The organism is Sulfurimonas sp. (genome assembly GCF_027056685.1).
In the GTDB taxonomy this organism is placed as follows: Bacteria; Campylobacterota; Campylobacteria; order Campylobacterales; family Sulfurimonadaceae; genus Sulfurimonas.
The window spans coordinates 1-24,513 of record NZ_JALUKE010000155.1 but is presented as its reverse complement, the minus strand read 5'-3'; the positions used below and the strand labels follow the sequence as shown (position 1 = coordinate 24,513).

28 protein-coding genes are annotated in these 24,513 nt (G+C 34.8%); 19 read left to right on the top strand and 9 right to left on the bottom strand.

The genetic code is table 11. The features are described from left to right. The 11 genes from MVY38_RS06745 to dxs form a co-directional block, all read left to right on the top strand. The coding region (locus tag MVY38_RS06745) for a 50S ribosomal protein L25 (protein ID WP_297484596.1) at positions 1-411 on the top strand (411 nt) is incomplete at its 5' end. Between the two features lie 6 nt (positions 412-417). Continuing rightward, positions 418-966, top strand: a complete 549-nt coding sequence (gene pth / locus MVY38_RS06740) for an aminoacyl-tRNA hydrolase (protein WP_297484595.1) — start codon at positions 418-420, stop codon at positions 964-966. A gap of 2 nt (positions 967-968) precedes the next feature. Continuing rightward, the gene (locus MVY38_RS06735) at positions 969-2,042 is read left to right on the top strand and encodes an LptF/LptG family permease (protein WP_297484594.1); all 1,074 of its coding nucleotides are present in this window, start codon (positions 969-971) and stop codon (positions 2,040-2,042) included. Positions 2,043-2,100: 58 nt separating this feature from the next. Beyond that, complete coding sequence (gene lysA, locus MVY38_RS06730; protein ID WP_297484592.1) at positions 2,101-3,312, top strand: diaminopimelate decarboxylase; 1,212 nt, start codon at positions 2,101-2,103, stop codon at positions 3,310-3,312. A 2-nt stretch (positions 3,313-3,314) separates the two neighbouring features. Continuing rightward, on the top strand, positions 3,315-4,106 hold the full coding sequence (locus MVY38_RS06725; RefSeq protein WP_297484588.1) for an HAD-IIA family hydrolase: 792 nt from the start codon (positions 3,315-3,317) through the stop codon (positions 4,104-4,106). Next, positions 4,103-5,185, top strand: a complete 1,083-nt coding sequence (gene pheA, locus MVY38_RS06720) for a prephenate dehydratase (RefSeq protein WP_297484586.1) — start codon at positions 4,103-4,105, stop codon at positions 5,183-5,185. Before MVY38_RS06725 ends, pheA begins: the two co-directional genes overlap by 4 nt. Beyond that, positions 5,182-6,276, top strand: a complete 1,095-nt coding sequence (hisC, locus tag MVY38_RS06715) for a histidinol-phosphate transaminase (RefSeq protein ID WP_297484583.1) — start codon at positions 5,182-5,184, stop codon at positions 6,274-6,276. Before pheA ends, hisC begins: the two co-directional genes overlap by 4 nt. Positions 6,277-6,294: 18 nt before the next feature. Then, positions 6,295-8,013, top strand: coding sequence for a flagellar basal-body MS-ring/collar protein FliF (fliF, locus tag MVY38_RS06710; protein WP_297484581.1), 1,719 nt, complete (start codon positions 6,295-6,297; stop codon positions 8,011-8,013). Further along, the gene (gene fliG / locus MVY38_RS06705) at positions 8,013-9,041 is read left to right on the top strand and encodes a flagellar motor switch protein FliG (protein WP_297484580.1); all 1,029 of its coding nucleotides are present in this window, start codon (positions 8,013-8,015) and stop codon (positions 9,039-9,041) included. The genes fliF and fliG overlap by 1 nt, the downstream gene beginning before the upstream one ends. 4 nt (positions 9,042-9,045) lie before the next feature. Continuing rightward, on the top strand, positions 9,046-9,822 hold the full coding sequence (gene fliH, locus MVY38_RS06700; RefSeq protein WP_297484579.1) for a flagellar assembly protein FliH: 777 nt from the start codon (positions 9,046-9,048) through the stop codon (positions 9,820-9,822). After that, positions 9,815-11,650, top strand: coding sequence for a 1-deoxy-D-xylulose-5-phosphate synthase (gene dxs, locus MVY38_RS06695; RefSeq protein WP_297484578.1), 1,836 nt, complete (start codon positions 9,815-9,817; stop codon positions 11,648-11,650). Before fliH ends, dxs begins: the two co-directional genes overlap by 8 nt. Here dxs and pgeF read toward each other — a convergent pair. Then, positions 11,639-12,367 (bottom strand): peptidoglycan editing factor PgeF, encoded by a 729-nt coding sequence (gene pgeF, locus MVY38_RS06690; protein WP_297484577.1) that lies wholly within the window; start codon positions 12,365-12,367, stop codon positions 11,639-11,641. The two genes, dxs and pgeF, sit on opposite strands and share 12 nt — an antisense overlap. Before the next feature lie 34 nt (positions 12,368-12,401). On the opposite strand from pgeF, the gene ovoA reads away from it, so the two are divergent. The 5 genes from ovoA (at position 12,402) to MVY38_RS06665 (ending at position 17,574) form a co-directional block, all read left to right on the top strand. Continuing rightward, positions 12,402-14,498, top strand: a complete 2,097-nt coding sequence (ovoA, locus tag MVY38_RS06685; RefSeq protein ID WP_297484575.1) for a 5-histidylcysteine sulfoxide synthase — start codon at positions 12,402-12,404, stop codon at positions 14,496-14,498. Next, positions 14,495-15,679 carry a PatB family C-S lyase gene (locus MVY38_RS06680; RefSeq protein WP_297484573.1) on the top strand — a complete coding sequence of 395 codons (1,185 nt, stop codon included), beginning with the start codon at positions 14,495-14,497 and terminating at the stop codon, positions 15,677-15,679. The genes ovoA and MVY38_RS06680 overlap by 4 nt, the downstream gene beginning before the upstream one ends. After that, a complete protein-coding gene (locus tag MVY38_RS06675) occupies positions 15,672-16,097 on the top strand; it encodes a hypothetical protein (RefSeq protein ID WP_297484571.1) in 426 nt (141 codons plus the stop codon). Before MVY38_RS06680 ends, MVY38_RS06675 begins: the two co-directional genes overlap by 8 nt. Before the next feature lie 208 nt (positions 16,098-16,305). Beyond that, positions 16,306-16,995: a dUTP diphosphatase gene (locus MVY38_RS06670; RefSeq protein ID WP_297484570.1), complete on the top strand. Its 690-nt coding sequence runs from the start codon at positions 16,306-16,308 to the stop codon at positions 16,993-16,995. A 9-nt stretch (positions 16,996-17,004) separates the two neighbouring features. Continuing rightward, a complete protein-coding gene (locus tag MVY38_RS06665; protein WP_297484568.1) occupies positions 17,005-17,574 on the top strand; it encodes an ATP-binding cassette domain-containing protein in 570 nt (189 codons plus the stop codon). Here the strand turns inward: MVY38_RS06665 and crcB are convergent. The 8 genes from crcB to MVY38_RS06625 are packed head-to-tail and all read right to left on the bottom strand — an operon-like array spanning position 17,571 to position 22,968. Beyond that, a complete protein-coding gene (crcB, locus tag MVY38_RS06660; protein ID WP_297484566.1) occupies positions 17,571-17,951 on the bottom strand; it encodes a fluoride efflux transporter CrcB in 381 nt (126 codons plus the stop codon). The genes MVY38_RS06665 and crcB overlap by 4 nt on opposite strands. A gap of 11 nt (positions 17,952-17,962) precedes the next feature. Beyond that, positions 17,963-18,310 carry a DUF190 domain-containing protein gene (locus MVY38_RS06655; protein WP_297484564.1) on the bottom strand — a complete coding sequence of 116 codons (348 nt, stop codon included), beginning with the start codon at positions 18,308-18,310 and terminating at the stop codon, positions 17,963-17,965. Continuing rightward, entirely contained in the window at positions 18,310-18,999 is a 690-nt protein-coding gene (locus MVY38_RS06650; protein ID WP_297484563.1) for a 1-acyl-sn-glycerol-3-phosphate acyltransferase, read from the bottom strand. The genes MVY38_RS06655 and MVY38_RS06650 overlap by 1 nt, the downstream gene beginning before the upstream one ends. Beyond that, complete coding sequence (locus MVY38_RS06645; protein ID WP_297484562.1) at positions 18,977-20,023, bottom strand: hypothetical protein; 1,047 nt, start codon at positions 20,021-20,023, stop codon at positions 18,977-18,979. Before MVY38_RS06645 ends, MVY38_RS06650 begins: the two co-directional genes overlap by 23 nt. Beyond that, the gene (gene purQ, locus MVY38_RS06640; RefSeq protein WP_297484561.1) at positions 20,020-20,694 is read right to left on the bottom strand and encodes a phosphoribosylformylglycinamidine synthase subunit PurQ; all 675 of its coding nucleotides are present in this window, start codon (positions 20,692-20,694) and stop codon (positions 20,020-20,022) included. The genes MVY38_RS06645 and purQ overlap by 4 nt, the downstream gene beginning before the upstream one ends. Continuing rightward, positions 20,694-20,933 (bottom strand): phosphoribosylformylglycinamidine synthase subunit PurS, encoded by a 240-nt coding sequence (gene purS, locus MVY38_RS06635; protein ID WP_297484597.1) that lies wholly within the window; start codon positions 20,931-20,933, stop codon positions 20,694-20,696. Before purS ends, purQ begins: the two co-directional genes overlap by 1 nt. A gap of 5 nt (positions 20,934-20,938) precedes the next feature. Further along, the gene (gene purC / locus MVY38_RS06630; protein ID WP_297484560.1) at positions 20,939-21,652 is read right to left on the bottom strand and encodes a phosphoribosylaminoimidazolesuccinocarboxamide synthase; all 714 of its coding nucleotides are present in this window, start codon (positions 21,650-21,652) and stop codon (positions 20,939-20,941) included. 5 nt (positions 21,653-21,657) lie between these two features. After that, on the bottom strand, positions 21,658-22,968 hold the full coding sequence (locus MVY38_RS06625; protein ID WP_297484558.1) for a S41 family peptidase: 1,311 nt from the start codon (positions 22,966-22,968) through the stop codon (positions 21,658-21,660). A gap of 124 nt (positions 22,969-23,092) precedes the next feature. Here MVY38_RS06625 and MVY38_RS06620 point away from each other — a divergent pair, with 124 nt between their 5' ends. The 3 genes from MVY38_RS06620 to MVY38_RS06610 all read left to right on the top strand — a co-directional run. Beyond that, positions 23,093-23,608, top strand: coding sequence for a shikimate kinase (locus MVY38_RS06620; protein ID WP_297484556.1), 516 nt, complete (start codon positions 23,093-23,095; stop codon positions 23,606-23,608). Further along, the gene (locus MVY38_RS06615; protein WP_297484554.1) at positions 23,601-24,035 is read left to right on the top strand and encodes a DUF255 domain-containing protein; all 435 of its coding nucleotides are present in this window, start codon (positions 23,601-23,603) and stop codon (positions 24,033-24,035) included. Before MVY38_RS06620 ends, MVY38_RS06615 begins: the two co-directional genes overlap by 8 nt. Further along, positions 24,032-24,513: histidinol dehydrogenase (locus MVY38_RS06610; protein WP_297484552.1), on the top strand; the 482-nt coding region annotated here is incomplete at its 3' end. The genes MVY38_RS06615 and MVY38_RS06610, both read left to right, overlap by 4 nt.

The following is a 24,513-nucleotide window of genomic DNA, read 5'->3' as shown; positions in this document are numbered from 1 at the left end:
AATGAGTATATCCGTGCTGTTCGTAATAAAGAGACATTGGCATTTCCAGTTTCAATTAATGGAAACGAAATGAATGTTGTAGTTCAATCATATGAGTCACACGCTGTTACAGGAAAACTTTTACATGTAGATTTAATGGTAGCACAACCAGGTCTTACAACTCACTATATGGTTCCAGTTGAAGCTGTTGGTGAAGCTATTGGACTTAAAAATAAAGGGCTTCTTAATATCGCAAAAAGACGATTAAGAGTAAAAGCAAAAATTGAAGATCTTCCAAAAACAATTGCTATTGATGTAACTGATATGGATGTTGGAGATTCTAAACTTATTCGTGATATTGATGCAGTTGAGAATGTTACATTTACAGATTCTGATCGTGTATCTGTACTAAGTATCATTAAAGCTAAGTAGTTAAATATGCTAATAGTTGGACTAGGGAACCCTGGTTCCGACTATGCAAATACGCGTCACAATATTGGTTTTATGGTGATTGATGCGTTTATTAAACGCAAGGCAGCAGTAAAACTCTCTTCCTCATCTTTTAAAGGTGAACTCTATAAATTTCAAAATCATTTTTTATTAAAACCGTTGACATATATGAATCTCTCTGGAGAATCAGTTGTAAAAGTAAAAAATTTTTACAAAATTGAAGATGTTGTTGTAATACATGATGATTTAGACCTCCCTTTTGGAACACTGCGTTTCAAAAAAGGTGGTGGGCATGGTGGTCACAATGGACTTAAATCTATTGACGCTCATATATCAAAAGAGTATATTCGTGTGCGTATTGGTATTGGTAAACCTGAACGAAAGGGCGAAGTCGTCTCTTATGTTTTAGGAAAATTTAGCCAAGAGGAGTTAAAAGAACTTCCTACCTTGATAGAACATACTTGTGACGCTTTGGACTTTTTACTCACACACTCCCTAGAAGATACTCGAGCAAAATACTCAATTAAGGTCTCTTAGCAATGTTAGAATTTAACTATATTGCACTCCATTATATAAAATATTTTCTTATTATTTTACTTGCATTGACACTTTTTTCCGTCGGTTTTGATTATATGGGAAATAGTGCAAAACTCTCAATTTCAGCCAATCTTTTACTTATTTATCTCGTCTATAAAGCATTTTTTACCATAGATATGCTTTTGCCTCTTGCCCTTGTATTTGGAATGATCTCTACAAAAATATTTCTTATTCGTTCAAATGCACTTGTCTCATTTTACTCTTTAGGCTATTCAAGGGTAGATGTTCTGCGTCCTTTTGTTGTTGTTTCAGTTGCTTTTACTTTACTCTTTATTTCACTACATGGCTGGTCAAAATTTGCACGAGCAGATGAGTTTTCTAACAATATTAGAAGTACATCTCAATATCTTAACCCCACAAGAGATCTCTTTTTTGCTTATAAAGGAAAATATGTCTATTTTGAAGAGTTGCTGCCACTACAAGAAAAGGCAATTGGTATCCGTGTTTTTAGCGTAAAAAACAACTCCCTTAAATCGATTTTAGAAGCAAAATCAGCAAGTTATAGGGGAGATGCCTGGCAAATTAAAAAGGCAGATATTATTAATAAACCAGATGATATGACTTTTTCATCTCCTGGAATTAAGGTAAACGCAGCTAAAAATTTAGAAATATTACAGGGATTTAGACCCAAAATGCTTGACCAGGTTTATGAGGGAAAGGTCAATTTTACAATTAAAAATGCTATTGATGCCATTTTACTTTTAGATCATCAAAATATTGATACAAGTACAATTAAAGGTGCTCTTTACAAGATATTTGTTTATCCATTTTTCGCACCTTTATTGATTATAATTATATTCTTTTTTGTCCCAATGAGTGTTCGCTTTTTAAATGTTTCACTCTTTAGTTTCGGGGCTATTTTGTCTACTTTGCTAATTTGGGGTGTTTTGTTTGCATTAATAGAACTCTCTACTAATAAAACAATACCGAGTGAAGTCGGAGTGATTTTGCCTATAGTCTTACTTGGATTGGTGGCAGTATGGCAATGGCATCGTCATAGAAAACCTACTTCTTAGTCAGGCACTTATAAGCACATTTTAGTTAAAATCAATAAAAAAGATTTGGAATTTTAATATGATTGATTTTAAAGCATTAGCAAAAGAGTATGGTACACCTCTTTATGTTTATGATTTTGACTATATGAGTGCGCAATACACAAAATTAAAAGAAGCATTTCGTGGACGAAAATCCATAGTTGCTTATGCTGTTAAAGCAAATTCAAACCTTAGTGTTATTAAGCACTTTGCAAAGATGGGTAGTGGGGCAGATTGTGTCTCTATTGGTGAAGTGCGTCGTGCATTTATGGCAGGTATTCCTGCATACAAAATTATTTTTTCTGGTGTTGGAAAGAGTGATGAAGAGATTCGTGAAGCAATTGAGAAAGATATTTTATATATCAATGTTGAGAGTGATGCAGAACTCCAAAGAGTTGAAGCAATAGCAAGAGAGTTAGATACAAAAGCACGAATAAGTATTCGTGTAAATCCAAATATTGATCCACAAACACACCCTTATATCTCTACTGGTTTGCATGATAATAAATTTGGAGTAGATTTATCTACTGCAAAACGAATGTATATTCAAGCAAATAATTCTGACAATTTAGATCCTGTAGGTATCCATTTTCATATTGGTTCGCAGCTTACACAGCTTCAACCAATCCGTGAAGCAGCAGAGATTGTAGCAGATTTAATCCGTTCACTTGAAGCGCTTGACATAGAGTTGAAATTCTTTGATGTTGGTGGTGGACTAGGCATTAAGTATGATGATGAAGTGACCATTGAGCCTTATGATTATGCGCAGGCAATATTAGGAACACTCACTGGGCTTGATTTGACTATCTTATGTGAGCCGGGAAGATTTCTAACTGCAAACGCAGGCTATTTTGTAACAAAAGTTTTATATGAAAAACAAAATGGTGAGAAGAAATTTGTAGTGGTTGATGGCGCAATGAATGACTTACTCCGTCCTTCTCTTTATGGTGCATATCATGAAATAGAAGCGTTAAGTGATTCAAAAGAAGAGCCACGAGAGGTAGACATCGTTGGACCTGTTTGTGAAAGTGGCGACTTTTTTGCAAAAGATTATGCACTGCCTCCTCTCAAAGGTGGTGAACTGCTTGTTATTAAAAGTGCTGGTGCGTATGGTTTTGGTATGGGAAGTAACTACAATACACGCGGTAGAAGTGCTGAAGTTGCAGTTGAGAACTCTCAAGAAAGACTCATTAGAAGACGCGAAAACTTTGAAGACCTCATAGCACTTGAGACAGAATTTTTAGAGGACTAAATTTGTATTTTATAGATGTTCAAGGTACTCTTATCAGCGATGAAGACAAATCTCCAATACATGGAAGTATAGAGTTTATTGAGTATCTTAATGCTCATAATACTCCCTATATGGTGATTACAAATAACACCAAAAATGCGTCGCTTGATTTTTATGAGTATTTGAACTCTATAGGTTTTAATTTCTCGTATGAAAAATATCTGGATCCTTTCATGATACTGGAATCGCGTGTTTCAAAAGCGGAAGTTGCTGCTTATGGTTCTACACAATTTTTAGATTCCCTGCAAAAAATGGGTTATGTCTTAGATTATAAAAATCCAAAAACAGTACTTATTGCCATAAAAGAGGACTTTTGTGCTGATGAGTATGCGCAAATGATAGATTTTTTACTGAGTGGTGCGAAGCTTGTTGGCATGCATGAGACATCAATTTATGCAAAAAACAATAAACGCTACCCTGGTCTAGGTGCAATACTCAAAATGCTTTCATTTGCTACATCTTGCTCTTATGAAGTTGTGGGTAAGCCTAGTGTTAGTTTTTATGAAGAGGCACTAAGACGCTTACGAGCTCAAGATAAGAGTGCTGCGTTTGAGAAAATTACAATCATTAGTGATGATGTGACTGGTGATTTAGGTGGTGCAAAAGAGCTTGGAATGCAAACTCTTTTTGTGACAAGTGGAAAGTATAAAAATGCACAAGAGATAGTTCCTTCTCTTAAAGATGCCCTCAAACCAGATTTGATTAAAGCAGATATGTATGATGTTTTGCAAAGTATAAATGGAGTAAGCATATGAAAACTTTAGATGAATGCCGCGTAGCTATTGATGCCTTAGATAATGAGATGCTAGAGCTCTTAAACAAAAGAATGAGTGTTGTTGAGCGTGTTGGAGAGATAAAAAAAGAGACAGGCGGCGCAATTTATAGACCTGAGCGAGAAAAAGCAATTATTGAGCGTCTTTATAGACTAAATGAGGAGCAAAAAGGTCTTTTAAATAAGAGTGCTATTGAAGCGATATTTTTAGAGATTTTTGCTGTTGCAAGAAACTTAGAACTACCAGAACGCATTGCCTACCTTGGACCAGAGGGAAGTTTTACCCATCAAGCAGCAGAGAGCCGTTTTGGTGCCATGAGTGATTATTTATCACTCAATTCTATAGCATCTGTTTTTAAAACTTTGGAGTCAAAGCGTGCAAAATTTGCAGTAGTACCAATTGAGAATTCTCGTGATGGAATTGTGGGAGAGACACTTGATCTGCTTGCAAAAAGTTCGGTAAAAATTGTAGCAGAATTATATATGCCTATTCATATTTCATTTGCAACGAAGGCACAAAAGCTCGAAGATATTACAAAAATTTACTCTAAAGATAAAGGATTTGGGCAGTGTCGAGAGTTTTTGTCTGAACATGGTTTTGTAGATGTTGAACAAATTCCCGTAGAGTCCACTGCAAAGGCTGCAATTTTGGCAGCACAAGATAAAAACGCAGCAGCAATTTGCTCTCATATTGCTGCAAAACTTTATGGCGTGCCTACTTTTTTTGCAAATATAGAAGACTCTGTGGATAATACAACCCGTTTTGTCATTTTAAGTGATTTTAAAAATGCAATAAGTGGCGAAGATAAAACTTCTATTTTAGTGCGTTTGAAAGATGCTGTGGAGGCTGGTTCGTTGGTGCATTTCTTACAAGATTTTGATAGAGAAAATATAAATTTATCTAAAATAGAGTCGAGACCTTCTCGTGATAAAGATGGTTTTGGGTATTGGTTTTACATAGATTTTTATGGTCATATAGATGAAAAGAGAATACAAGAAATAGTACAAAAACATGCTGAGGAAGTAACTTGGCTTGGAAGTTATGTAAAGGGTGAAGATTGAAATTTAATAAAAAATTAGAAAATATTGAGACTTATGAAGCTGGAAAGCCCATAGAGCTAGTAGTTCGTGAGTTTGGAATAGAACCAAAAGATATAGTCAAACTTGCATCAAATGAGAATCCTTATGGATGCTCTATAAAAGTACAGCAAGCTGTTGGTGATATAGTGCAAAATATGGCACTCTATCCTGATGACTCTATGATGAAATTGAAAAATGCACTTACAAAGAAATATGATGTTTTAGATGAAAATCTTATTATTGGAAGTGGTAGCGATCAAGTAATTGAGTTTATTATGCATGCCAAAGCAGATGAAAATGCAAAAATAGTTATAAATAGTGTTACCTTTGCTATGTATGAGATTTATGCAAAACATGTTGGAGCAGAAGTTATTCGTACTGAATCACGAGAACATAATTTGGATGAGTTTTATACTCTTTATAAAGAAGAAAATCCAGATATTATATTTTTATGTACTCCAAATAATCCGACTGGTGATGCGTTAGATTCAGCAGATATAATGGAATTTTTAGAAAAAATTGATAGTGATACACTTGTAGTGATTGATGGTGCTTATATGGAATATGGTGCGTTTAAGGATGCTTCAAAAAGTGTAACACCAAAAGAACTAATAGAAAAATTTGATAATGTTATCTATTTGGGAACATTTTCTAAAGCATATGGACTTGGAGGTATGCGTGTAGGGTATGGTATTTCTCGTGCAAATATTATTAAAGAACTTTACAAACTGCGCCCTCCTTTTAATATTACAACACTTTCATTAGAAGCGGCCAGTGTAGCACTTGAAGATGAGGAGTTTGTAAACAATTGTATCGCTTTAAGTTTTGAGGAGATGAAACGCTATGAAGAGTTTGCAAAAGAGCAAAAAATAGATATAATTGAGAGTTATACAAATTTTGTTACGCTTCTTCTAAACGCAGACCAAGATTCTACTGCACTTTCTGATGCACTTTTAAGACAAGGTATGATTGTTAGAAATCTTAAAGGGTATGGAATGAATGCTATTCGTGTAACAGTTGGAACAAAAGAACAGAATGATCGCTTTTTTGCCCTTTGTTCTGAATTATTATAAATTTAATATGAGAAATTGATGGATTTTAAAGTACTTTTTTCACAGTTATCGGTTTTGTATGCAAAGCTTACAAAACAACAAAAAATGATTATAGCTGTCGCTATTGTCGGTATAGTAGCATTTTTGATTTTTTTGGTTGTTTATACTGCGAAAAAAAGTGCAGATAATAATTACAAAGTTTTATTTGATTCATTAAGCTCAAAAGATGCTGCCAAAGTTATTGCACAACTTGAAAAAGATGGCATTTCCTACAAAGTAGGAGACAATAACACTATAAAAGTGCCTAAAGATGTTGTTTATAAAGAGCGAATAACAATTGCTGCACAGGGTATTCCAAAAGATAATGGTGTAGGTTTTGAACTTTTTGATAAACAGGAATTTGGGGCAACGAGTTTTGATCAAAATATTAAACATCTTCGTGCCTTGGAGGGTGAACTTGCCCGCACAATTACTGCACTTGCTCCAGTTGAGCATGCAACTGTAAACTTAGCACTGCCAAAAGCGACGCTTTTTGTTGCAAAACAAGCTGATCCTACCGCTTCAGTAATGGTTACCTTGGTTGAAGATAGAACATTAAATAGAAAACAGATACGCGGCATTAAAAATCTTGTTGCTGCTTCGGTGCCAAGACTTAAAGTCTCAAATGTAATGTTAGTGAGTAGTGATGGTTTAACCTTAGGTGATGATGATGAACTTGCTCAAATGGACGAACTCTCCGTTGTGCAACAGCATTATAAACTCAAAGAAGAACATAAAAAGCAGCAAAAAATTATTGATGTTATTGCCCCATTTGTTGGTGGTAGAAAAAAAGTTGTTGCACAGGTAACTATTGAGTATGATTTTTCTGTTAAAAATTCAACTGCAGAGAGTTATGATCCTGAAAATGTAGTAAGAAGTGAGCAGACAAGTGAAGTAAAGAGAGAAGGTTTCGAACCTAAACAGGTGGGAGGCGTTCCCGGTACTGTAAGCAATATTGGTCCAGTACAGGGATTGAAATCTAAAAAAACGCTACAAAAATATTCAAAAAGTACAGGCACTACAAACTATGAAGTAGGTAAAACAGTAAGCACAACAAAAAGTCAGTTTGCGCGTGTAAAAAGAATTACAGCAGCAGTGGTAGTAGATGGTAAATATAAAACAAAAATAGGTAAAGATGGTAAACCCACAGGTGAGTTGGAGTATGTTCCTCTTGATAAAGCCGATATTGATGCCCTTAGCGCACTTGCAAGTAGATCAATTGGTATAGATAAAGCAAGGGGCGATAAAATAACTGTTCAAAATTTACAGTTTGATAGAGGAAACAGTGTAAAACCCAATGGTGTGGACGAAGCACTCTCCTTTACACAGACTTATATTGCACCATTCTCTGAACTATTTAAGTATATTTTTGTCTTGCTTCTACTCTTGATTCTTTACAAAAAAGTTATTGCTCCATTTGCAGATAAAATGCTTGAAGTCTCTAAAGAAGATGAAGAACTACAAGCTCCATCATTAGATATTGAGGATGATGAGGAAGACGATTTGGTTGAGAAAGTGCAGGCTATGCGTAAAAAAGTTGAAGATCAGTTAGGTATGAGCTCTAATTTTGATGAAGATAGTCTTAAGCATGAGGTTATACTAGAAAAAGTTAAAGATATGGCAGAAGAAGCGCCTGAAGAAGTAGCATCCCTTTTAGAAGCACTTTTAAGTGAAGAAGCAGAGATTCCTACTGTAAATAGTGACAAGGAGAAAAAATAATGGCTACCTTGACCCCACAACAGCAAGCCTCATTTGATGAGATGTCCATCGCAGAGAAGATTGCTATTCTTCTTTTGCAGCTTGGAGAGGATGCGACTTCTGCTATTTTTTCAAATATGAGTGTTGATAGTATTACAGAAATATCAAAATATATTGCAACAAATACGACAATAGATAAAGCGATTGCTACTGCTGTTCTTGAAGAGTTTCATGCCATTTTTCAATCTGGACAGTTTATTACTTCGGGTGGTATGGAGTATGCTAGAGAGCTTCTCTATAGAACACTTGGATCAGAAGAGGCAAAAAAGATTTTGGACAAACTCTCAAAAAGTATGCAAAATACACAAAATTTTGCCTATCTTTCTAAGATTAAGCCACAACAACTCTCTGATTTTATTGTGAATGAACACCCACAAACTATTGCTCTTATTTTAGCGCATATGGATCCGACTGAAGCAGCAGATACCTTACAGTATTTTCCAGATGAACTTAGAAGTGAAGTGGCAATGCGTATGGCAAAACTTGGCGATATATCTCCTTCTGTTATTAAGCGTGTTTCAGCAGTCCTTGAATCAAAACTTGAATCGCTTGCTTCTTATAAAGTTGAGGTTGGTGGTACAAGAGCCGTTGCAGATATTTTCAACCGTCTTGGCGCAAAAAATTCTAAAGCAACACTTGCAAATATTGAGCAGGTAGATGAAGAGTTAGCTACGAAAATCAAAGAGATGATGTTTACATTTGAAGATATGGTTTCTCTTGACAAGGGGGCAATTACAGAGACTCTTAAAGCTGTTGATAAAGCAGAACTAATGTTGGCACTTAAATCTTCTCCTGAGGAGTTAAAAGAGAAATTCTTCTCTGCTATGAGTGAGAGAGCGCGTGAAGCATTCATCGAAGAGATGCAGTTCCTTGGTGCTGTGAAAATGAAAGAGGTTGAAGCGGCACAAAGAAAAATTGTTGAAGTTGTGAATCAACTTGCAGAAGCAGGAACAATCCAGATGGGCTCAACCGAAGAGATGATAGAGTAGTAAAATGGCAAGTATAATTACAGGCGACTCAATCGAAAAACACAATGTGGATAAGTATAATTTTAAAGTAATTGCACTCGGTGCAAATGATGAAGCTGATCAAACTCCACAATATACTTCTGATAACCATCCAAAAGCAAGAGTGACAGATGTGGATTCTAGTGCACTTTCACAAAGTTCTAAAGATTCACTTATAGAGTCACTAATGCAAAAGACGGATGATATGTCATCGAATTTTATTAAACTGCAAATGAAGCTTGAAGCAAAAGAAGAAGAGCATGAAAATGAGCTGAAAAAAGCCAAAGAAGAAGCATTTGCTGAAGGTATGAAAGCTGGAGAAGCAAAGGCATTAGAAGATATTGATAAAAATCTCAATGTAAAATTGACTCTTTTAGAGGATTCCATTACAAAATTAGATACAAGCGCTCAAGAGTTTTCAGGTGCCTTAGAGGAAATTAAAAATGAGTTGGTAGTTGCAGCGCTTGATATTTCTAAAGAGGTTCTCAAGGTAGAATTGAGTGAAAATTCTGCAGAGGTGGCAAAGGTTCTCTCTGATGAGCTTATTAAAGAGCTTCAGTCAGCTTCAAAAATAGAATTAAAAGTAAATCCAAAAGATCATACAGCAGTTTCAGAGCATTTAGAATCACTAGAAAATGTAAAAGTTCTCTCAGATAGTGCAGTAAGTGAGGGTGGTGTTATTGTAATGAGTGATGCTGGAAATATAGATGCACAAATATCAAAACGATTCCAAAGAGTAAAAAAGGCAGCTTTAGGTGAGTAAAAGAGTTGATGTAAAAACAAAATCACCAGCAGAGTTAGAAGAACTTTGTAGTGATATAAGAGATAAAATTTTAAAAGTTGTAAGTAAAAATGGTGGGCATTTAAGTTCTACTTTGGGTGCAACGGAGATAATAGTTGCCATGCACAAAGTTTTTGATTCACAAAAAGATCCCTTTATTTTTGATGTCTCTCATCAGGCATATGCGCATAAACTCCTTACAGGTAGATGGGATGAGTTTGAAACTCTCCGTCAATTTAATGGAATATGCGGCTACACAAAGCCAAGTGAAAGTAGCGATGACTACTTTGTAGCAGGGCATAGTTCTACTTCTATCTCTTTAGGTGTTGGTGCAGCAAAGGCAATAGCACTAAAAGGAGAAGAAGATTCTAGGATTCCTGTAGTACTTATTGGTGATGGTTCTATGACTGCGGGGATGGTTTATGAAGCATTAAATGAACTAGGTGATAGAAAATACCCTATGATTATCATTTTAAATGATAATGAAATGAGTATTTCAAAACCAATAGGTGCTATGAGTAGAATTTTGAGCTCAGCTATGGCATCGCCGCTTTACCAGCGTTTTAAACGCAATACTGAAAGTTTTGTAGATAATTTTGGTGATGGTGCGCGTTATTTGGCAAAGCGTATGGAAGAGTCATTGAAGCTGATTACTCCCGGTGTTCTCTTTGAAGAGATGGGAATTGATTATATTGGTCCTGTAGATGGGCATAATCTTACGCAACTCATTGATATTATGCAGACGGCAAAGAGCTTGAAAAAACCTGTACTTATTCATGCGCAAACGCTTAAAGGAAAAGGCTATGAAATAGCAGAGGGACATGAAGAGAAGTGGCATGGTGTTGGTCCTTTTGATATAAAAGATGGACATTCACTGAAAAAAGCCTCTCTTAAAAGTGCGACACAAATATATACAGAGTCTCTTTTGCATCTGTGTGAGCACAATGATAAAATCGTAGGTGTAACAGCAGCAATGCCAAGTGGTACAGGGCTTTCTCCTCTTATGGAAAAATATCCTAATAGGTTTTGGGATGTAGCAATTGCAGAACAACACGCTGTAACATCTATGTCAGCATTAGCAAAAGAGGGATTTAAACCATTTTGTACGATTTACTCTACATTTTTACAGCGTGCTTATGATCAGGTTATTCATGACGCTTGTATAATGGACTTGCCAATTGTTTTTGCACTTGATCGTGCTGGAATTGTTGGAGAAGATGGCGAGACACATCAGGGTGTTTTTGATGTGAGTTTTTTACGAGCTATCCCAAATATGACACTCTTTGCTCCACGCGATGAAAAAAGTTTTCATCAGGCGATGGCATTTGCTGCAGAGTATGAACATCCTTGTTCTTTGCGTTATCCAAGAGGTTCTTTTATAGAGAGTGCTTTGCCAGAATCTGCTGTGTTTGAGCTTGCAAAAGCACAACTGCTGGTAGAAAATGATAGTAATATCCTCTTTATCGGATATGGCAATGGAGTAGGGCGTGCATATGAAACTGCTAAAGAGTTGGATGAAAAAGTAGCTCTGCTTGATTTGCGTTTTGTAAAACCACTTGATGAAGAGATGCTAAAAACGCTTGCACAAAAACACAAAAAATGGTTTGTTTTTAGTGACACGGCAAAAAGTGGCGGTGTTGGTTCTGCTATTTTAGAGTTCTTAGCAAAAGAGAAAATAATGGATATTTCTGTGGAGAGTTTTGAGTATGATGATGCGTTTATTACGCATGGAAATACAAAAGTGATTGAAGAGTCTCTTGCTTTACTCCCTATACAACTTGCACAGCGAGTAAAAGCTTCAATCCTTTAGAAAAATAATACCGCTAAACCTACCTGTCTCTTTTTCTGCTCGGTAGGAGTAGTAGTTTATAGTGTTGCAGGCAGTGCAAAGTGGTGATGTTTCTATATTTTCTCTTAGTATGCCTGCGTTTAAGAGTTGCGTTTGGAGTATCTTTTGAATATTTAAAAAGTAGCTATTACCTTTTTTTTGGATGGCATATTCAAGATCTAACTTTTTTGTTTGCTTAAATATCTCTTCCCCTATTTCATAGCAACACTGATGAATATTTGGACCGATACTTACATAGATATTTTCAGGTTTTGCGTGAAAATCATTTACAAATACATCTACAACATTTTGACTTATATTAGAAAATGCACCTGCACGACCTGCGTGGGCTACTCCAATAGTTTTTTTCTCTTTATCATAAAAAAGCAGGGGTGCGCAGTCTGCTACCATAACCATTAAAGGTATGCTCTTTTTATTTGTGACAAGGGCATCACAAGTAGGAGGCATTTCAAAGCTGTCATTTTCATCGATGATTTTGACTGCATTTGAGTGAATTTGCTTCATATGAATGACTGTTTTATAGTCATATTTTAGCTCTTGTGCTAAGTGTTGATGATTGGCAATGACTTCTTCTATTTTATCATTAACATGAAAGGCAAGGTTTTTACTATGCTTTGTTGTGTAACAGTGTCTGATGTCAGAGAATACATTTAATAATTTACTTTGATAAAATTTCATATAATGATTATAACATAATGGATGGAGAGTATTTGTGAGTAGATTAAGTATGTATCCAATAACCTTGGATGGTGAGAGTGTAGAGAAAAAAAGAGTAGAGATAAAAGAGTACTTTAATAACACTTTTGATTTGTTTGAAAAAGTTTTTGAAGTGCTAAAAGATGAGAGAGTCTTTTATAAAAAGAGCGAACCGTCGCGTCATCCTATGATATTTTATTTTGGACATACTGCGACTTTTTTTATAAACAAACTCATCAATATGAAGATAATTGAGAAGCGTATAAATCCCCCTTTTGAGTCAATATTTGCTGTTGGTGTCGATGAAATGAGCTGGGATGATTTGAATGAGACACATTATGAGTGGCCAAAAGTTTCAGAAGTTCGTGAGTATAGAAATAGCGTACGAACTCTTGTAAATGAGTTAATTATGAGACTCGATTTTACTTTGCCCATAGATGATCGTTCTGCGATGTGGATAATACTGATGGGTATAGAACATGAGCGAATACATATTGAAACATCTCTGGTTCTGCACCGTCAAATGCCTATAGAGTTTGTAAAAGAGGTCGCTGCGTTTAACCTCTGTACTCACTCGGCAAGAAGTCCTAAAAATGAGATGATAGCCATTGCGGGTGAAGATGTGATACTTGGAAAAAAGAGATCGCACCACCTTTATGGCTGGGATAACGAATATGGTCGCCAAGAAGAGAATATTCAAGAGTTTGAAGTCACAAAATACCTTGTCAGTAATGGTGAATTTATGGAATTTGTCAAAGATGGAGGATATGAAAAGCTTGAGTACTGGGATGCAGAGGGAGAGGAATTTCTTAAACGCAGCGGTGCAAAATATCCTCATTTTTGGGTGAAAGAGGGCAATAAATTTCTCTATCGAAGTCTGAGTAATATTATTGCAATGCCTGAAGATTGGCCAGTAGATGTAAATGCACTTGAGGCAGAAGCTTTTTGTAGATATAAGAGTCAAAAAGAGGGTTTAGAGTATAGATTGCCAAGTGAGGGAGAGTATGGAGTAATTTATAATTATTCAAATATTAAAGATGTGCCTCAGTTGCATGAGAGTCGGGCAAATCTTAATTTTTATCATTATGCTTCCTCTTGTCCTGTCAATGAGTTTAGTTTTAATGGCATATATGATGTCATCGGTAATGTTTGGCAGTGGAGTCGTACACCGATCCGAGGCTTTAAAGGCTTTGAAGTTCATGAAGCTTATGATGATTTTTCAACTCCGACTTTTGATGATAAACACTCTTTGATTTTGGGTTCTTCGTGGGCTAGTAGTGGAAATTTGATTATGAAACATTCTCGCTATGCTTTTCGTAAACACTTTTTTCAAAATGCAGGCTTTCGTTATGTGATTTCTGCAAATGAGAGTAAGAGTGAAGATATTTATGAGAGTGATGCGCTTATTTCGCAGTATTGTGAATTTCAGTATGGAGATACACATTTTGGTGTGAAAAACTTTGCTCTCTCTTGTGCTGAACTTGCTGCGCGTTATGCAATTAACACAAAAAAAGCACTAGATTTAGGCTGTGCAACGGGTAGGGCTACTTATGAACTTGCAAAAACTTTTGACATGGTTGAGGGAGTAGATTTTTCTGTGCGTTTTGTGCAGGTCGGCTCAAAACTCAAAGATGATGGATATGTAGCATTTGTTGATAGAGTGGAGGGTGACATTACACAAAATAAAAAGATAAGCATAGAAGAACTTGGCTATGAAAATTTACGAGACAAAGTCTCTTTTTGGCAGGGTGATGCTTGTAATCTCAAGGCAAATTTTAATTCGTATGATTTAATTATAGCGACAAACCTTATTGATAGGCTTTATAATCCTAAACTCTTTTTAGAGAGTGTAGCTGAGAGGCTTAATGAAGATGGGATTTTGATACTTACCTCTCCATATACTTGGCAGGAGAGTTCTACGAAAAAAGAGTTCTGGCTTGGTGGATATAAGGATGAAAATGGTAATGAAGTACGAACACTTGATACTTTAAAAGGAATTTTAGAGAAAAACTTTGAACTCCTTGGCGTAGAAGATTTGGAGTTTGTCATCAAAGAGACAGCACGAAAATACCAGCATACCATTTCACAAGTTACTATTTGGAAAAAGCGATGAAGTATGACTTTACCACAGCTGCCAATCGTGAAGATACAAATGCTGAAAAGTATACCCTAAGAGAGGAACTTTTTGGTACACAAGATGTGCTTCCTGCATGGGTGGCAGATATGGATATAAACACACCAGATTTTGTGCTAAACGCAGTGAAAAAGCGTTTAGAACATCCCATTGTTGGCTATGAAGAGATGCCAGATTCTGCTTTTGATGCACAGATACAATGGATGAAAAAAGAGCATGGCACTGCGTTTAAGAGAGAAGATATGTTCTATTCTCACTCTGTTGTTGCCTCAATGGGGAGTGTTATTGCTTCGTTTACAGAGGAGGGGGATGGTGTAATAGTGCAAACTCCTGTCTATCCTCCTTTTTTTCATAGTGTAACGCAGTTAAATCGAAAAGTAGTTAAAAATCCTTTGCGTCGATGCGAAGATGGTAGTTATACTTTTGATATAGAAGATTTACGAGCAAAAATTAATAAAAGGACAAAACTACTGCTACTTTGTTCACCGCATAATCCTGTAGGAAGAGTTTGGAGACGAGAAGAGCTTGAAGTGATTTTAGCACTTTGCTTGGAGCATAATATTGTTGTCTTTGCTGATGAAATACACTCTGATTTAGTCTATACACCAAACAAACATATCTCTTTTTCTACTCTAAACGCAGCGGCTAAAACACTCACACTTACTGCCATAGGTGTTGGAAAAACATTTAATATGGCAGGTTTTTCTATCAGCAGTGTAGCTATAGAAGATGAAAATTTGCGAAATCGCTTTAAAAAAGCTTATGAGAGTGTGCATTACGCACAAGGAAGTGTACTTTCTCATGTTGCGTTTGAAACGGCTTACAGAGAAGGCAGAGAGTGGTTGAGTGAGTTGAAAATTCACCTCTATAATAATTATATGCTTTTAAAAAAATTGAGCGATAAATATGCTTCATTTATTAAACTTACTCCTATTGAAGCGACCTATTTAGCATGGATAGATTGTCGGGGGATGGGAATGCGTGACAAAGAGCTTAGAGAGTTTTTTATAAAAGATGCGAAACTTGGACTTAATGCTGGGCTTGCTTTTGGAAGAGAGGGAAGTGGCTATATGCGTTTGAATTTTGCAGTAAGCTCTGAGATAATGTGTGAAATCATAGATAGATTAGAGAGTGCATTTTTAAGGTTTGGTGATGAGTAATGATTTAGAAAAAATCACTGTGTTTATAGAACAGCATCATGTGTTAAGTTTAGCAACATCATTCAATAATATGCCGAGTGTCTGTTCTGCTTTTTATGTTTATGATGCTCAAAGCCACTCATTTGTTATTGCTAGTAGTGAAGAGACTTTACATATACAACATGTGAAAGTAAATGAGAATGTAGCAGGAAATATTTTACTTGAGACTAAAGAGATTGGAAAAATTCAAGGCTTACAGTTTTTTGCTAAGATGCAAGCTTTAGAAGATGAAAGGCTGAAAAAATTTTACTTCAAGAGATTTCCATATGCTTTAGCACTCCTCCCAAAACTATGGCAAATAGAGGTAAGTCGATTTAAATTGACAGATAATAGACTTGGGTTTGGTAAAAAGATTATTTACGATTACTCTTCTCTTTAAATAGTGAGCATTCCCTTCCACTACTTCTAAATACAACCATTGATGGAATTTGTGCTGATTTAAAGCCATAGGCTCTGCATCCATGAGGCTGTTTAGGCTCCCAAGTGACAAAATAGTATTCACATTTTCTACAATTAATTCTTTTCATGATTTATTTTAACATTATTAGGTAAAATTAGTAAAAATAATTTTTATAGGATAAAAATAGATGAACAATAAAATTTTCATGATGATTGAGCTACAAAATGGACTCAATGATGCAACAAATGGCAAAGAGTGGACAAAAGGTATTACTAAAAATGGTAAGAAAATTGATTGGCGTCGTTGTATTTATATGGAGTGTGCAGAGATGGTCGATAGCTTTCCTTGGAAGCATTGGAAAGCAATTACAGCAGAGCCAGATTGGCAAAATCATCAAATAGAGGTTGTTGATGTTTGGCACTTTATTATTAGTTTGGCTATTGAAGCGTATGCCCAAAATGATAGAGGTTCACTAGAAGATATTGCCGTGCAAATTTCTAACTCTGATGCTCTTTATAAAATTGAAACAGAAGAAGAGTCATTTGCTCCAATGGATGATGTTTTAGAAAAGGTAGAGAATCTCATACGCGTGGCTATTTCTAAAGAAGCAGTTGATTTAGATACTCTTTTTAGTGATTTCTTTGATTTAGTTGCTATGAGTGGATTAAATCTTGATTCTCTTTATAGACTCTATGTTGGAAAAAATATTTTAAACCAATTCCGTCAGGATAATGGTTATAAAGAGGGTACATATATTAAAGTATGGAATGACAAAGAGGATAATGTTGTTATGAAATCTATTTGGGAGACAAATAGTGATGTTAGTCCTGAATTTTTATATGAAGAGTTATCAAAAGTTTATGTAACACTTGTTTAAAGGTTTTATTTGCAAGATACTTTAAAAATAGAAAATCTCTCTTTTGGTTACTCTAAAGAGAAGTTACTTTTTGAAAATTTTTCTTTGCGTTTAAAAAAGGGAGAGTTAAAAGCAATAGTAGGGGAGAGTGGTGCTGGTAAAAGTACCCTCTTCGAAGTGATTTTGGGAAACTTAAAACCCTTGAGTGGCACTGTGAAACGCAGCTCTATTTCTCAAATTTTTCAAGATCCATACAGCTCTTTTCATCCAAGTTATACACTTCTAAATCAAATATCTGATGTAGCATCATTGGATAAACTTGATATGTATCTTAAAGAGATTAATTTAGAAAAGGCACTCTTGTATAAACTTCCTCATGAACTTTCAGGAGGGCAACTCCAGCGTGCTTCAATTTTGCGTGCTATGCTTATGGAGCCTGAAATATTATTACTTGATGAACCAACATCGGCACTCGACAATGTTATTCAATTAGAGGTAATGCAGATGTTGATAAAGAGGCTTGACTCCACGGCAATGTTGCTTATAACACATGATATGGAGCTAGCCTCTTGGTGTGCAGATGAGGTTATAACTATTTAAGAATATAATCTTTTAAAGAGTATAACAGCAAGAAGTGTAGCTGTGATACTTAGCGTTACATTTAAGAATATATTGATTCCAAAACTTGTAAACTCACCATCTTGAAGCATATTTACATTTTCTAAAGAAAAGGTTGAAAATGTTGTTAATGCACCTAAGAATCCTGTGACTACTAAAGCTTTATATTCTGGCTGAACATTTTGAGCAAAGAACATGGCAGCTAAGCCAATTATAAAACTTCCAAGGACATTGACACTGAGTGTTCCCAAAGGAAAGAGTGAACCTGAAAATTTTTGTACACCAGTAGCTATTAAAAATCTTGAGATTGCACCAAAAAAACCACCTGCGCCGACGAAAAGTATAAGTGTTAAATTCATTGTTTCTCTTTTTATTTATTAAAATTTTTGTGTTTATAGGTTATAACTTCTGTATCTACTAATGTAATTAAGCCGTTATCCATCATAGGGTCAATATGCTCTATAAAATTTTCTATTTTTTCTTTGTCATCTATAACTTCAATAACAAGAGGAAGTTCTTGTGCTAAAGTCCATACTTTAAAGCTATGTACCTCTGAAAAAGCACCAATACCTGCAACCGCTTTAAGAACAGTTGCTCCTGCTAATCCTTCTTTTTTTACCTCTTTTAAAATCTCTTCCCAAAGAGTTTCACCATTGTATTTATCTAAAGTATCTATGTAGATACGAAGAATTTTCTTTTCTCCTAAATATCGTTCCATTATATTTCTCCTTTAAGTTCTTTGTCGTATGTTTTTTGCATTTTTAATCGCAAATTTTCTAACCATTTTGGGTCACTTTTATCTGCAATAAATGAGTCTAAAAATATAACTTTTATATTTTTTGGCATATAGTAAAACTCTTTTATATTGTAACACTTTGCAGTTTCAATTAGGACAATAGGCTGTACTTTTAACTGATATTTATCAGCTATAAATTTTGCTCCAGATTTAAAGGGAAGCATTTTTCCTGTGCGTGAGCGTGTACCCTCTGGAAACATTGTAAGCACTCTTTTTTTCTTAAGTCTGTCTTTTGCTGCTCTCAAAAGTTTTATGAGAGATATTTTACTCTCACGCTCCACCTCAATATCTTCAGGAAGACTCATAGCCAAACCAAAAAATGGTACATCAAAAAGAGCTTTTTTTGCAACCCAAGTGATATCTTTTGAGGTAATAGTTTCAATTACCCCAATATCTAAATCACTTTGATGGTTTACTAAAAACATCTGTGCCTCTGGATCTTCTTCTCCTATTTTTGTTACAGAAAAAAAAGTTGCAAGGCGCACAAACCATGCAGCAATTTTTCGGGCATAAGGGCGAGGTAATATTGGATACATAATGATGGAAAAGGTTAAAGCTATAAATATAATTGTAGTAGCTATTAGCCAGTTAATATGAGCAAGTATCTTCATTTTTTACCCAACCTATTTTATTGTTATTTAGTTTTACTTTTATGTAATGATCTGTTTGACCCTCTTTTGGAAGGCTATGTTGTGTTTGTGTTGTTTCAAAAATTATTCCATTATCTACGGGTAAAATATGTATTTGTGCTCCCTTTTTGATGCAAATTTCTTGTTCAGGCATAGAAAGATAAAGAATATAGCCTAGTGGTAAAAAGATTAAAATCAAATAGATAATTCTTCTTTTTAATAGAATAAGAATAAATCCCAAAATTGCTATTGCTGCGGCTGCATACATCTTTTGCATATCATGAGATTGGTCCCTTGGCTTTAAATCACTTTGTGTTGTAACGCTATCATCATCTACAATAACTGGTATGTCTATATTCTCAAAACTATTTTTGAGTAGGTTAAAGTAAGTAAATGAGAAGTGTTCAGCTCTTTTATCTATAACCACAAAGTAGGTGATTTTTGATGTTAAATAGGAGTTTGTCGAAGACTCTTTGCCTTGCTTATATACATTTTTAAAATGTATAGCGTCAATATTTGTATTTTCACCTGAGAGTACAAAAACTATAATATTATGCTTATTATCGTAGCTAGTTGTTTTATAATCATTAAGTTGAAGATTGTTAGCTATGATATTTGAAAAGTTACTCTTGGGATTAAGCTGAATAACATTGAGCTTTTTACCTTGAATAAAAGTAGAATTATACTCTTGTGATGCAATAAGTGTGGCATTAACATCAGGAAGTTTTACTATATTTGAAGTTGCAAGAATATGAAAGGTGTCATATAAAAATTTTCCTTTTTTTTCTCGTGTAGGAATATCATCTAAAATCTTTAGCCCTCTTGAGTTAGAAAATTCATATGAAATATCATCAAATTTTTTAACTGTTGAGAGTGCTTTTAGAGTAACCGTGAAAATTTCACCTTGAATTATTCGTGTTGGTATTTCATCATAGCTAAGGTATATAACTTTATTTGCATATAAAGATGAAATAAACAATAAGACAAGTAGAAAAGCTTTTATCACGACTCAAAGAAACCTTTTAACATATTTACTCCATCATCACTTCCTAGCACTACTTCCATAGCACGCTCAGGATGTGGCATAAGACCAAATACATTTTTATTTTTATTACAAACACCCGCAATGCTAGCGACACTTCCGTTAGGATTTTGTACAGCACCGCTTGCATCTGTATATTTTAGAAGAATTTGTTCATTCTCTTCAAGCTCTTGTAAACCTGCCTCATCAATATAGTAGTTACCATCATGATGTGCAATAGGAATATTTACAATATCTCCATCACTCAACTCTTTTAAGAAGATGTTATCACTATTTTGTACTTTAAGATGGTGGTGTTTTGAGATAAAATGTAAGCCCTCGTTGCGTTTGAGCGCACCAGGGAGCAGACCTGCTTCTGTGAGAACTTGAAAACCATTACAAATTCCTAAAACTTTACCGCCATTGTTTGCATAGGTAGTAACTGCTTTCATAACAGGAGAAAATTTTGCAATAGCACCACTTCTAAGGTAGTCTCCATAAGAAAACCCACCCGCTACAACAAGTAAATCAGTATTGTCTGGAATTGTTTCTGATTTGTGCCAGATTATCTCTGTATCTGCACCAAGTTTTTTAAAGGCATACTCTGTGTCATATTCACAGTTTGTACCCGGAAATTGAAGAATTGATACTTTCATTATACTAGCTCTATATTGTAGTCTTCAATTACAGTATTTGCTAAAAGTTCTTCACACATTTCTGTTACATCACTCATTGCTTTTTCTCTATCTGTTTCATCAAGTTGTAAAACAATTTGCTTTCCAATACGAACATCTTCGACTGAGTTAAATCCTAGAGAGTCAAGTGCATGGTGCACTGCTTTTCCTTGAGAATCTAAAACTCCAGTTTTTAAATATACATTTACTATTGCTTTTATCATAATTATTTTCCTAAAATTCTATCTAATACTTGCTCGTAGGCAACTGTTAATCCACCAAGACCTTGACGGAATCTGTCTTTATCCATCTTTTCACCACTTTGTATGTCCCAAAAACGGCAGTTGTCAGGTGAAATCTCATCTACTAAAATGATGTTTCCATCTTTGTCTTTTCCAAATTCAAGTTTAAAGTCAACAAGATTAAGACCTTTGTCTGCAAAATAAGGTTTTAAAATGTCATTCACTTGTCTTGCCATACGACGGAGCTTGTCAAGTTCATCTTGATAATCTACAAGTCCTAAAATAAGCGCGTGTTGGTCGTTGAGTTTTGGATCACCTAGTGCATCATTTTTGTAGTCAAATTCCACTAATGTGAATGGTAAAACTGTTCCATCTTCTATGCCAAGGTTACGAGTTAGTGAGCCAGTAGCGATGTTGCGAACAATGACTTCAATCATAATTACATCAACTTTTTTATGGAGCATATGGTTGTCATCCAACATCTTTACAAAGTGAGTTGGAATACCTTTTGCCTCAAGCACTTTAAAAAGTTCTGTTGAAATTTTATTGTTAAGCGCACCTTTACCAGCTTCGCTTGATTTTTTTTCACCGTTAAACGCAGTCAAATCATCTTTAAATTCTGAAATAACTAAGTTTTCATCATCTGTAAGATATAATCTTTTTGCTTTACCTTCATAGAGTAACTCTTTTTTTTGCACCTTTTCTATCCTTTTACTATAATTAGTGATTTGACAATATCAACAGCTTCTTTAAGCTGAATATCTTTTTGAAGCATTTCTGGTGTTATTATATCTTTTTTATCTTTTTTATCTTCTTTAGTCTTTTCTTTTTTACCATCAATCTTTTGAAGTTCTTTTTTAAGGTGTGCTTTTAGGTCTGCTTCTTTAATCAAGAACTCATTTTTGTGTACTTTTACTTCACCTGGAGCGACTACAACATCTGGTGTTACACCAACTGCTTGAATTGTCCTTCCACTTGGTAAATAGTATCTTGCAATAGTAAGTTTAATTGCTTCTGTTTTTGAGATAGGGAGTACAACTTGCACACTTCCTTTTCCAAAAGTTTTTTCACCAACTAAAACAGCACGCTTATGGTCTTGGAGTGAACCACTTACGATTTCACTTGCACTTGCACTTCCACCGTTGACTAGAACAACAAGAGGTACTTTTGTAAGTGTATTACTCTCATGTGCTGTATATACTGTGTCTTCATCTTTTCTTTTCCCTTTTTGAGAAACAATAATGCCTTTATCTACAAAAGTATCTATCACACCAACGGCCTGATCAAGGAGTCCCCCTGGATTATTTCTTAAATCAAGAATAATTCCTTTTGTTGTTGCTTTGTTCTTTTTGATTGCTTTTGTAATACCTGCAACTACTTTTTTATCAAAACTTGTTATGCGTAAATAGAGAATACCACCATCAATTTTTTTAGCGTAAACGGATTGTACTTTAATTATTCCTCGTACTATATGAATAGGGAGTGGCTTATTTGCTCCTTTACGGACAATCATTAGGTCAATTGGCGTTCCGACTTTACCACGCATAATTGAAACTGCTTCATCAATGGTCATTCCAATAGTTGATTTTTTATTGATTTTTAAAATAATATCACCAGCTTTTAATCCAGCTTTATCAGCAGGGGTTCCCTCAAGTGGAGCAATAACAGTGAGCGCACCTTCTTTCATGCCTACAGTAATGCCTAGACCTCCAAACTCACCATCAGTTTGTACTTTTAGGCGTTTAAAATCTTTTTGTGTAAGAAAATCTGAATGGGCATCAAGATTTTTCATCATTCCATCTAATGCTTTGTCTATTAGTTGGTTAATGGTAACCTTATCAACATCATACTTTTGCACAATATTTAATACATTTGCAAACTTACTTAAAGCTTGCAGACGAGAAGTTTCATCTTGCTGTGCAACTTTTTTTGCAGTAAGCTCTGAAGAAAAAAGGAGTGTTGAACAGAGTGCAACAGAAAGAAATCCGAGTGAAATAATTTTTGTGTGTTTCATAATATACCTATATATAATTTTTAAAAAAGACATTATATCAACTCTTAATAAATGGCTGTTTAAATAGTAGATAATTTTATTTTTATATAATGCGCTAAGAATTTAAAATATGCAGGGAATAAAGATGAAAAATATAGTACTAATTGGTTTTATGGGGGTTGGTAAAGGGAGTGTTGCACGGGAAGTTGTTGGGCATTCCAATTATATTGCAATAGATACTGATGATCTCATTGAGAGTATGGAAAATAGAAAAATAAAAAATATTTTTGAACATGAGGGTGAGGCATATTTTAGAAAGTTAGAAAAAAATATTGCAAAATGGCTTGAAAATAGTGTGAAAAATACGCTAATTTCTACAGGTGGTGGCTTTTATAAACAGAAAAATTTAAAAAAAATAGGTATAATTGTTCTTCTGGACTCTCCTTTTGATGCAATTATCAAACGAATTAAAGAGCATCCAAACGCAGCAAGAAAATTGAAAAAGCGTCCTTTGTTGAGTGATTTGAAAAAAGCAAAAGCACTCTATGATGCAAGACGACCTGAGTATTTAAAACTTGCAGATGTTGTTATTGATGTTACAGATAAATCAGCAGAAGATTGTTCTAAAGAATTATTAAAAAAGGTAAAAAAACATGCGTAAACTTATATTGGCATTTATACTTTTAACTTCGGTAGCTATGGCTTCTGAAGTTCATTGGGCGAAAGATTTTAATAGTGGAATGAAGATGGCAAAAAAGGAGAATAAACCGGTACTGTTTATTATCTCTAGTCACTCATGTAAATATTGTCTTTTATTAGATAGAACTACATTACAAGATTCAAAAGTTGTTGAGTCAATCAATAAAGATTTTATAGCTATCCGTTCATGGACGGATCAAAGAGATTATATTCCTGCTGTATTAGCTCAAAACACTCCAGGTTTACCAGGTATTTGGTTCTTATTTCCTAATGGAGATCCAATGTACCAACCTATTTTAGGGTATATGAAAACAAATGCTTTTATTGGAGCTTTGGCTACTGTAAAAACAACTTTTGATAAATCTAAAAAGAGAGTAGTAAAAAAATGATATTTGTAAAATCAACTGATAATGATTTTAATGAAAAATTTGATGAACTTTTAAATCGTGGTAAGATGGATATTGCTCATGTAAGTGGGATAGTTGGAAATATTATTGATGAAATTAGAAATGATGGAAATAGTGCTTTAAAAGAGCATATATCAAAATTTGACCACTGGATGCCTGCATCAGATGAAGATTTAAAAATCACAACTGATTCAATGAGCAGAGCGTATGATAATTTAGATGAAAAACTAAAAGCCTCTTTGCATCTAGCATATGATAGAATTAAAGTTTATCATGAAAAACAAAAACCAAAATCATGGTTTGATACAGAGTCTAATGGTACTATATTGGGACAAAAAGTGACTCCTGTTGATAGTGCCGGACTCTATATTCCTGGAGGAAAAGCAGCATATCCCTCTTCACTTCTTATGAATGTTATTCCTGCACAGGTAGCTGGTGTTGAGCAAATCATTGTCTGTAC

What these genes read in the sequence shown, in the direction of transcription:
- MVY38_RS06620 (WP_297484556.1), top strand. Translation starts at nt 23,093, where the DNA reads ATGAAAAATATAGTACTAATTGGTTTTATGGGGGTTGGTAAAGGGAGT.
- crcB (WP_297484566.1), bottom strand. Translation starts at nt 17,951, where the DNA reads ATGAATTTAACACTTATACTTTTCGTCGGCGCAGGTGGTTTTTTTGGT.
- pheA (WP_297484586.1), top strand. Translation starts at nt 4,103, where the DNA reads ATGAAAACTTTAGATGAATGCCGCGTAGCTATTGATGCCTTAGATAAT.
- fliF (WP_297484581.1), top strand. Translation starts at nt 6,295, where the DNA reads ATGGATTTTAAAGTACTTTTTTCACAGTTATCGGTTTTGTATGCAAAG.
- purQ (WP_297484561.1), bottom strand. Translation starts at nt 20,694, where the DNA reads ATGAAAGTATCAATTCTTCAATTTCCGGGTACAAACTGTGAATATGAC.
- lysA (WP_297484592.1), top strand. Translation starts at nt 2,101, where the DNA reads ATGATTGATTTTAAAGCATTAGCAAAAGAGTATGGTACACCTCTTTAT.
- pgeF (WP_297484577.1), bottom strand. Translation starts at nt 12,367, where the DNA reads ATGAAATTTTATCAAAGTAAATTATTAAATGTATTCTCTGACATCAGA.
- fliH (WP_297484579.1), top strand. Translation starts at nt 9,046, where the DNA reads ATGGCAAGTATAATTACAGGCGACTCAATCGAAAAACACAATGTGGAT.
- pth (WP_297484595.1), top strand. Translation starts at nt 418, where the DNA reads ATGCTAATAGTTGGACTAGGGAACCCTGGTTCCGACTATGCAAATACG.
- MVY38_RS06615 (WP_297484554.1), top strand. Translation starts at nt 23,601, where the DNA reads ATGCGTAAACTTATATTGGCATTTATACTTTTAACTTCGGTAGCTATG.
- fliG (WP_297484580.1), top strand. Translation starts at nt 8,013, where the DNA reads ATGGCTACCTTGACCCCACAACAGCAAGCCTCATTTGATGAGATGTCC.
- MVY38_RS06650 (WP_297484563.1), bottom strand. Translation starts at nt 18,999, where the DNA reads ATGAAGATACTTGCTCATATTAACTGGCTAATAGCTACTACAATTATA.
- MVY38_RS06670 (WP_297484570.1), top strand. Translation starts at nt 16,306, where the DNA reads ATGAACAATAAAATTTTCATGATGATTGAGCTACAAAATGGACTCAAT.
- MVY38_RS06680 (WP_297484573.1), top strand. Translation starts at nt 14,495, where the DNA reads ATGAAGTATGACTTTACCACAGCTGCCAATCGTGAAGATACAAATGCT.
- MVY38_RS06735 (WP_297484594.1), top strand. Translation starts at nt 969, where the DNA reads ATGTTAGAATTTAACTATATTGCACTCCATTATATAAAATATTTTCTT.
- MVY38_RS06655 (WP_297484564.1), bottom strand. Translation starts at nt 18,310, where the DNA reads ATGGAACGATATTTAGGAGAAAAGAAAATTCTTCGTATCTACATAGAT.
- MVY38_RS06625 (WP_297484558.1), bottom strand. Translation starts at nt 22,968, where the DNA reads ATGAAACACACAAAAATTATTTCACTCGGATTTCTTTCTGTTGCACTC.
- MVY38_RS06675 (WP_297484571.1), top strand. Translation starts at nt 15,672, where the DNA reads ATGAGTAATGATTTAGAAAAAATCACTGTGTTTATAGAACAGCATCAT.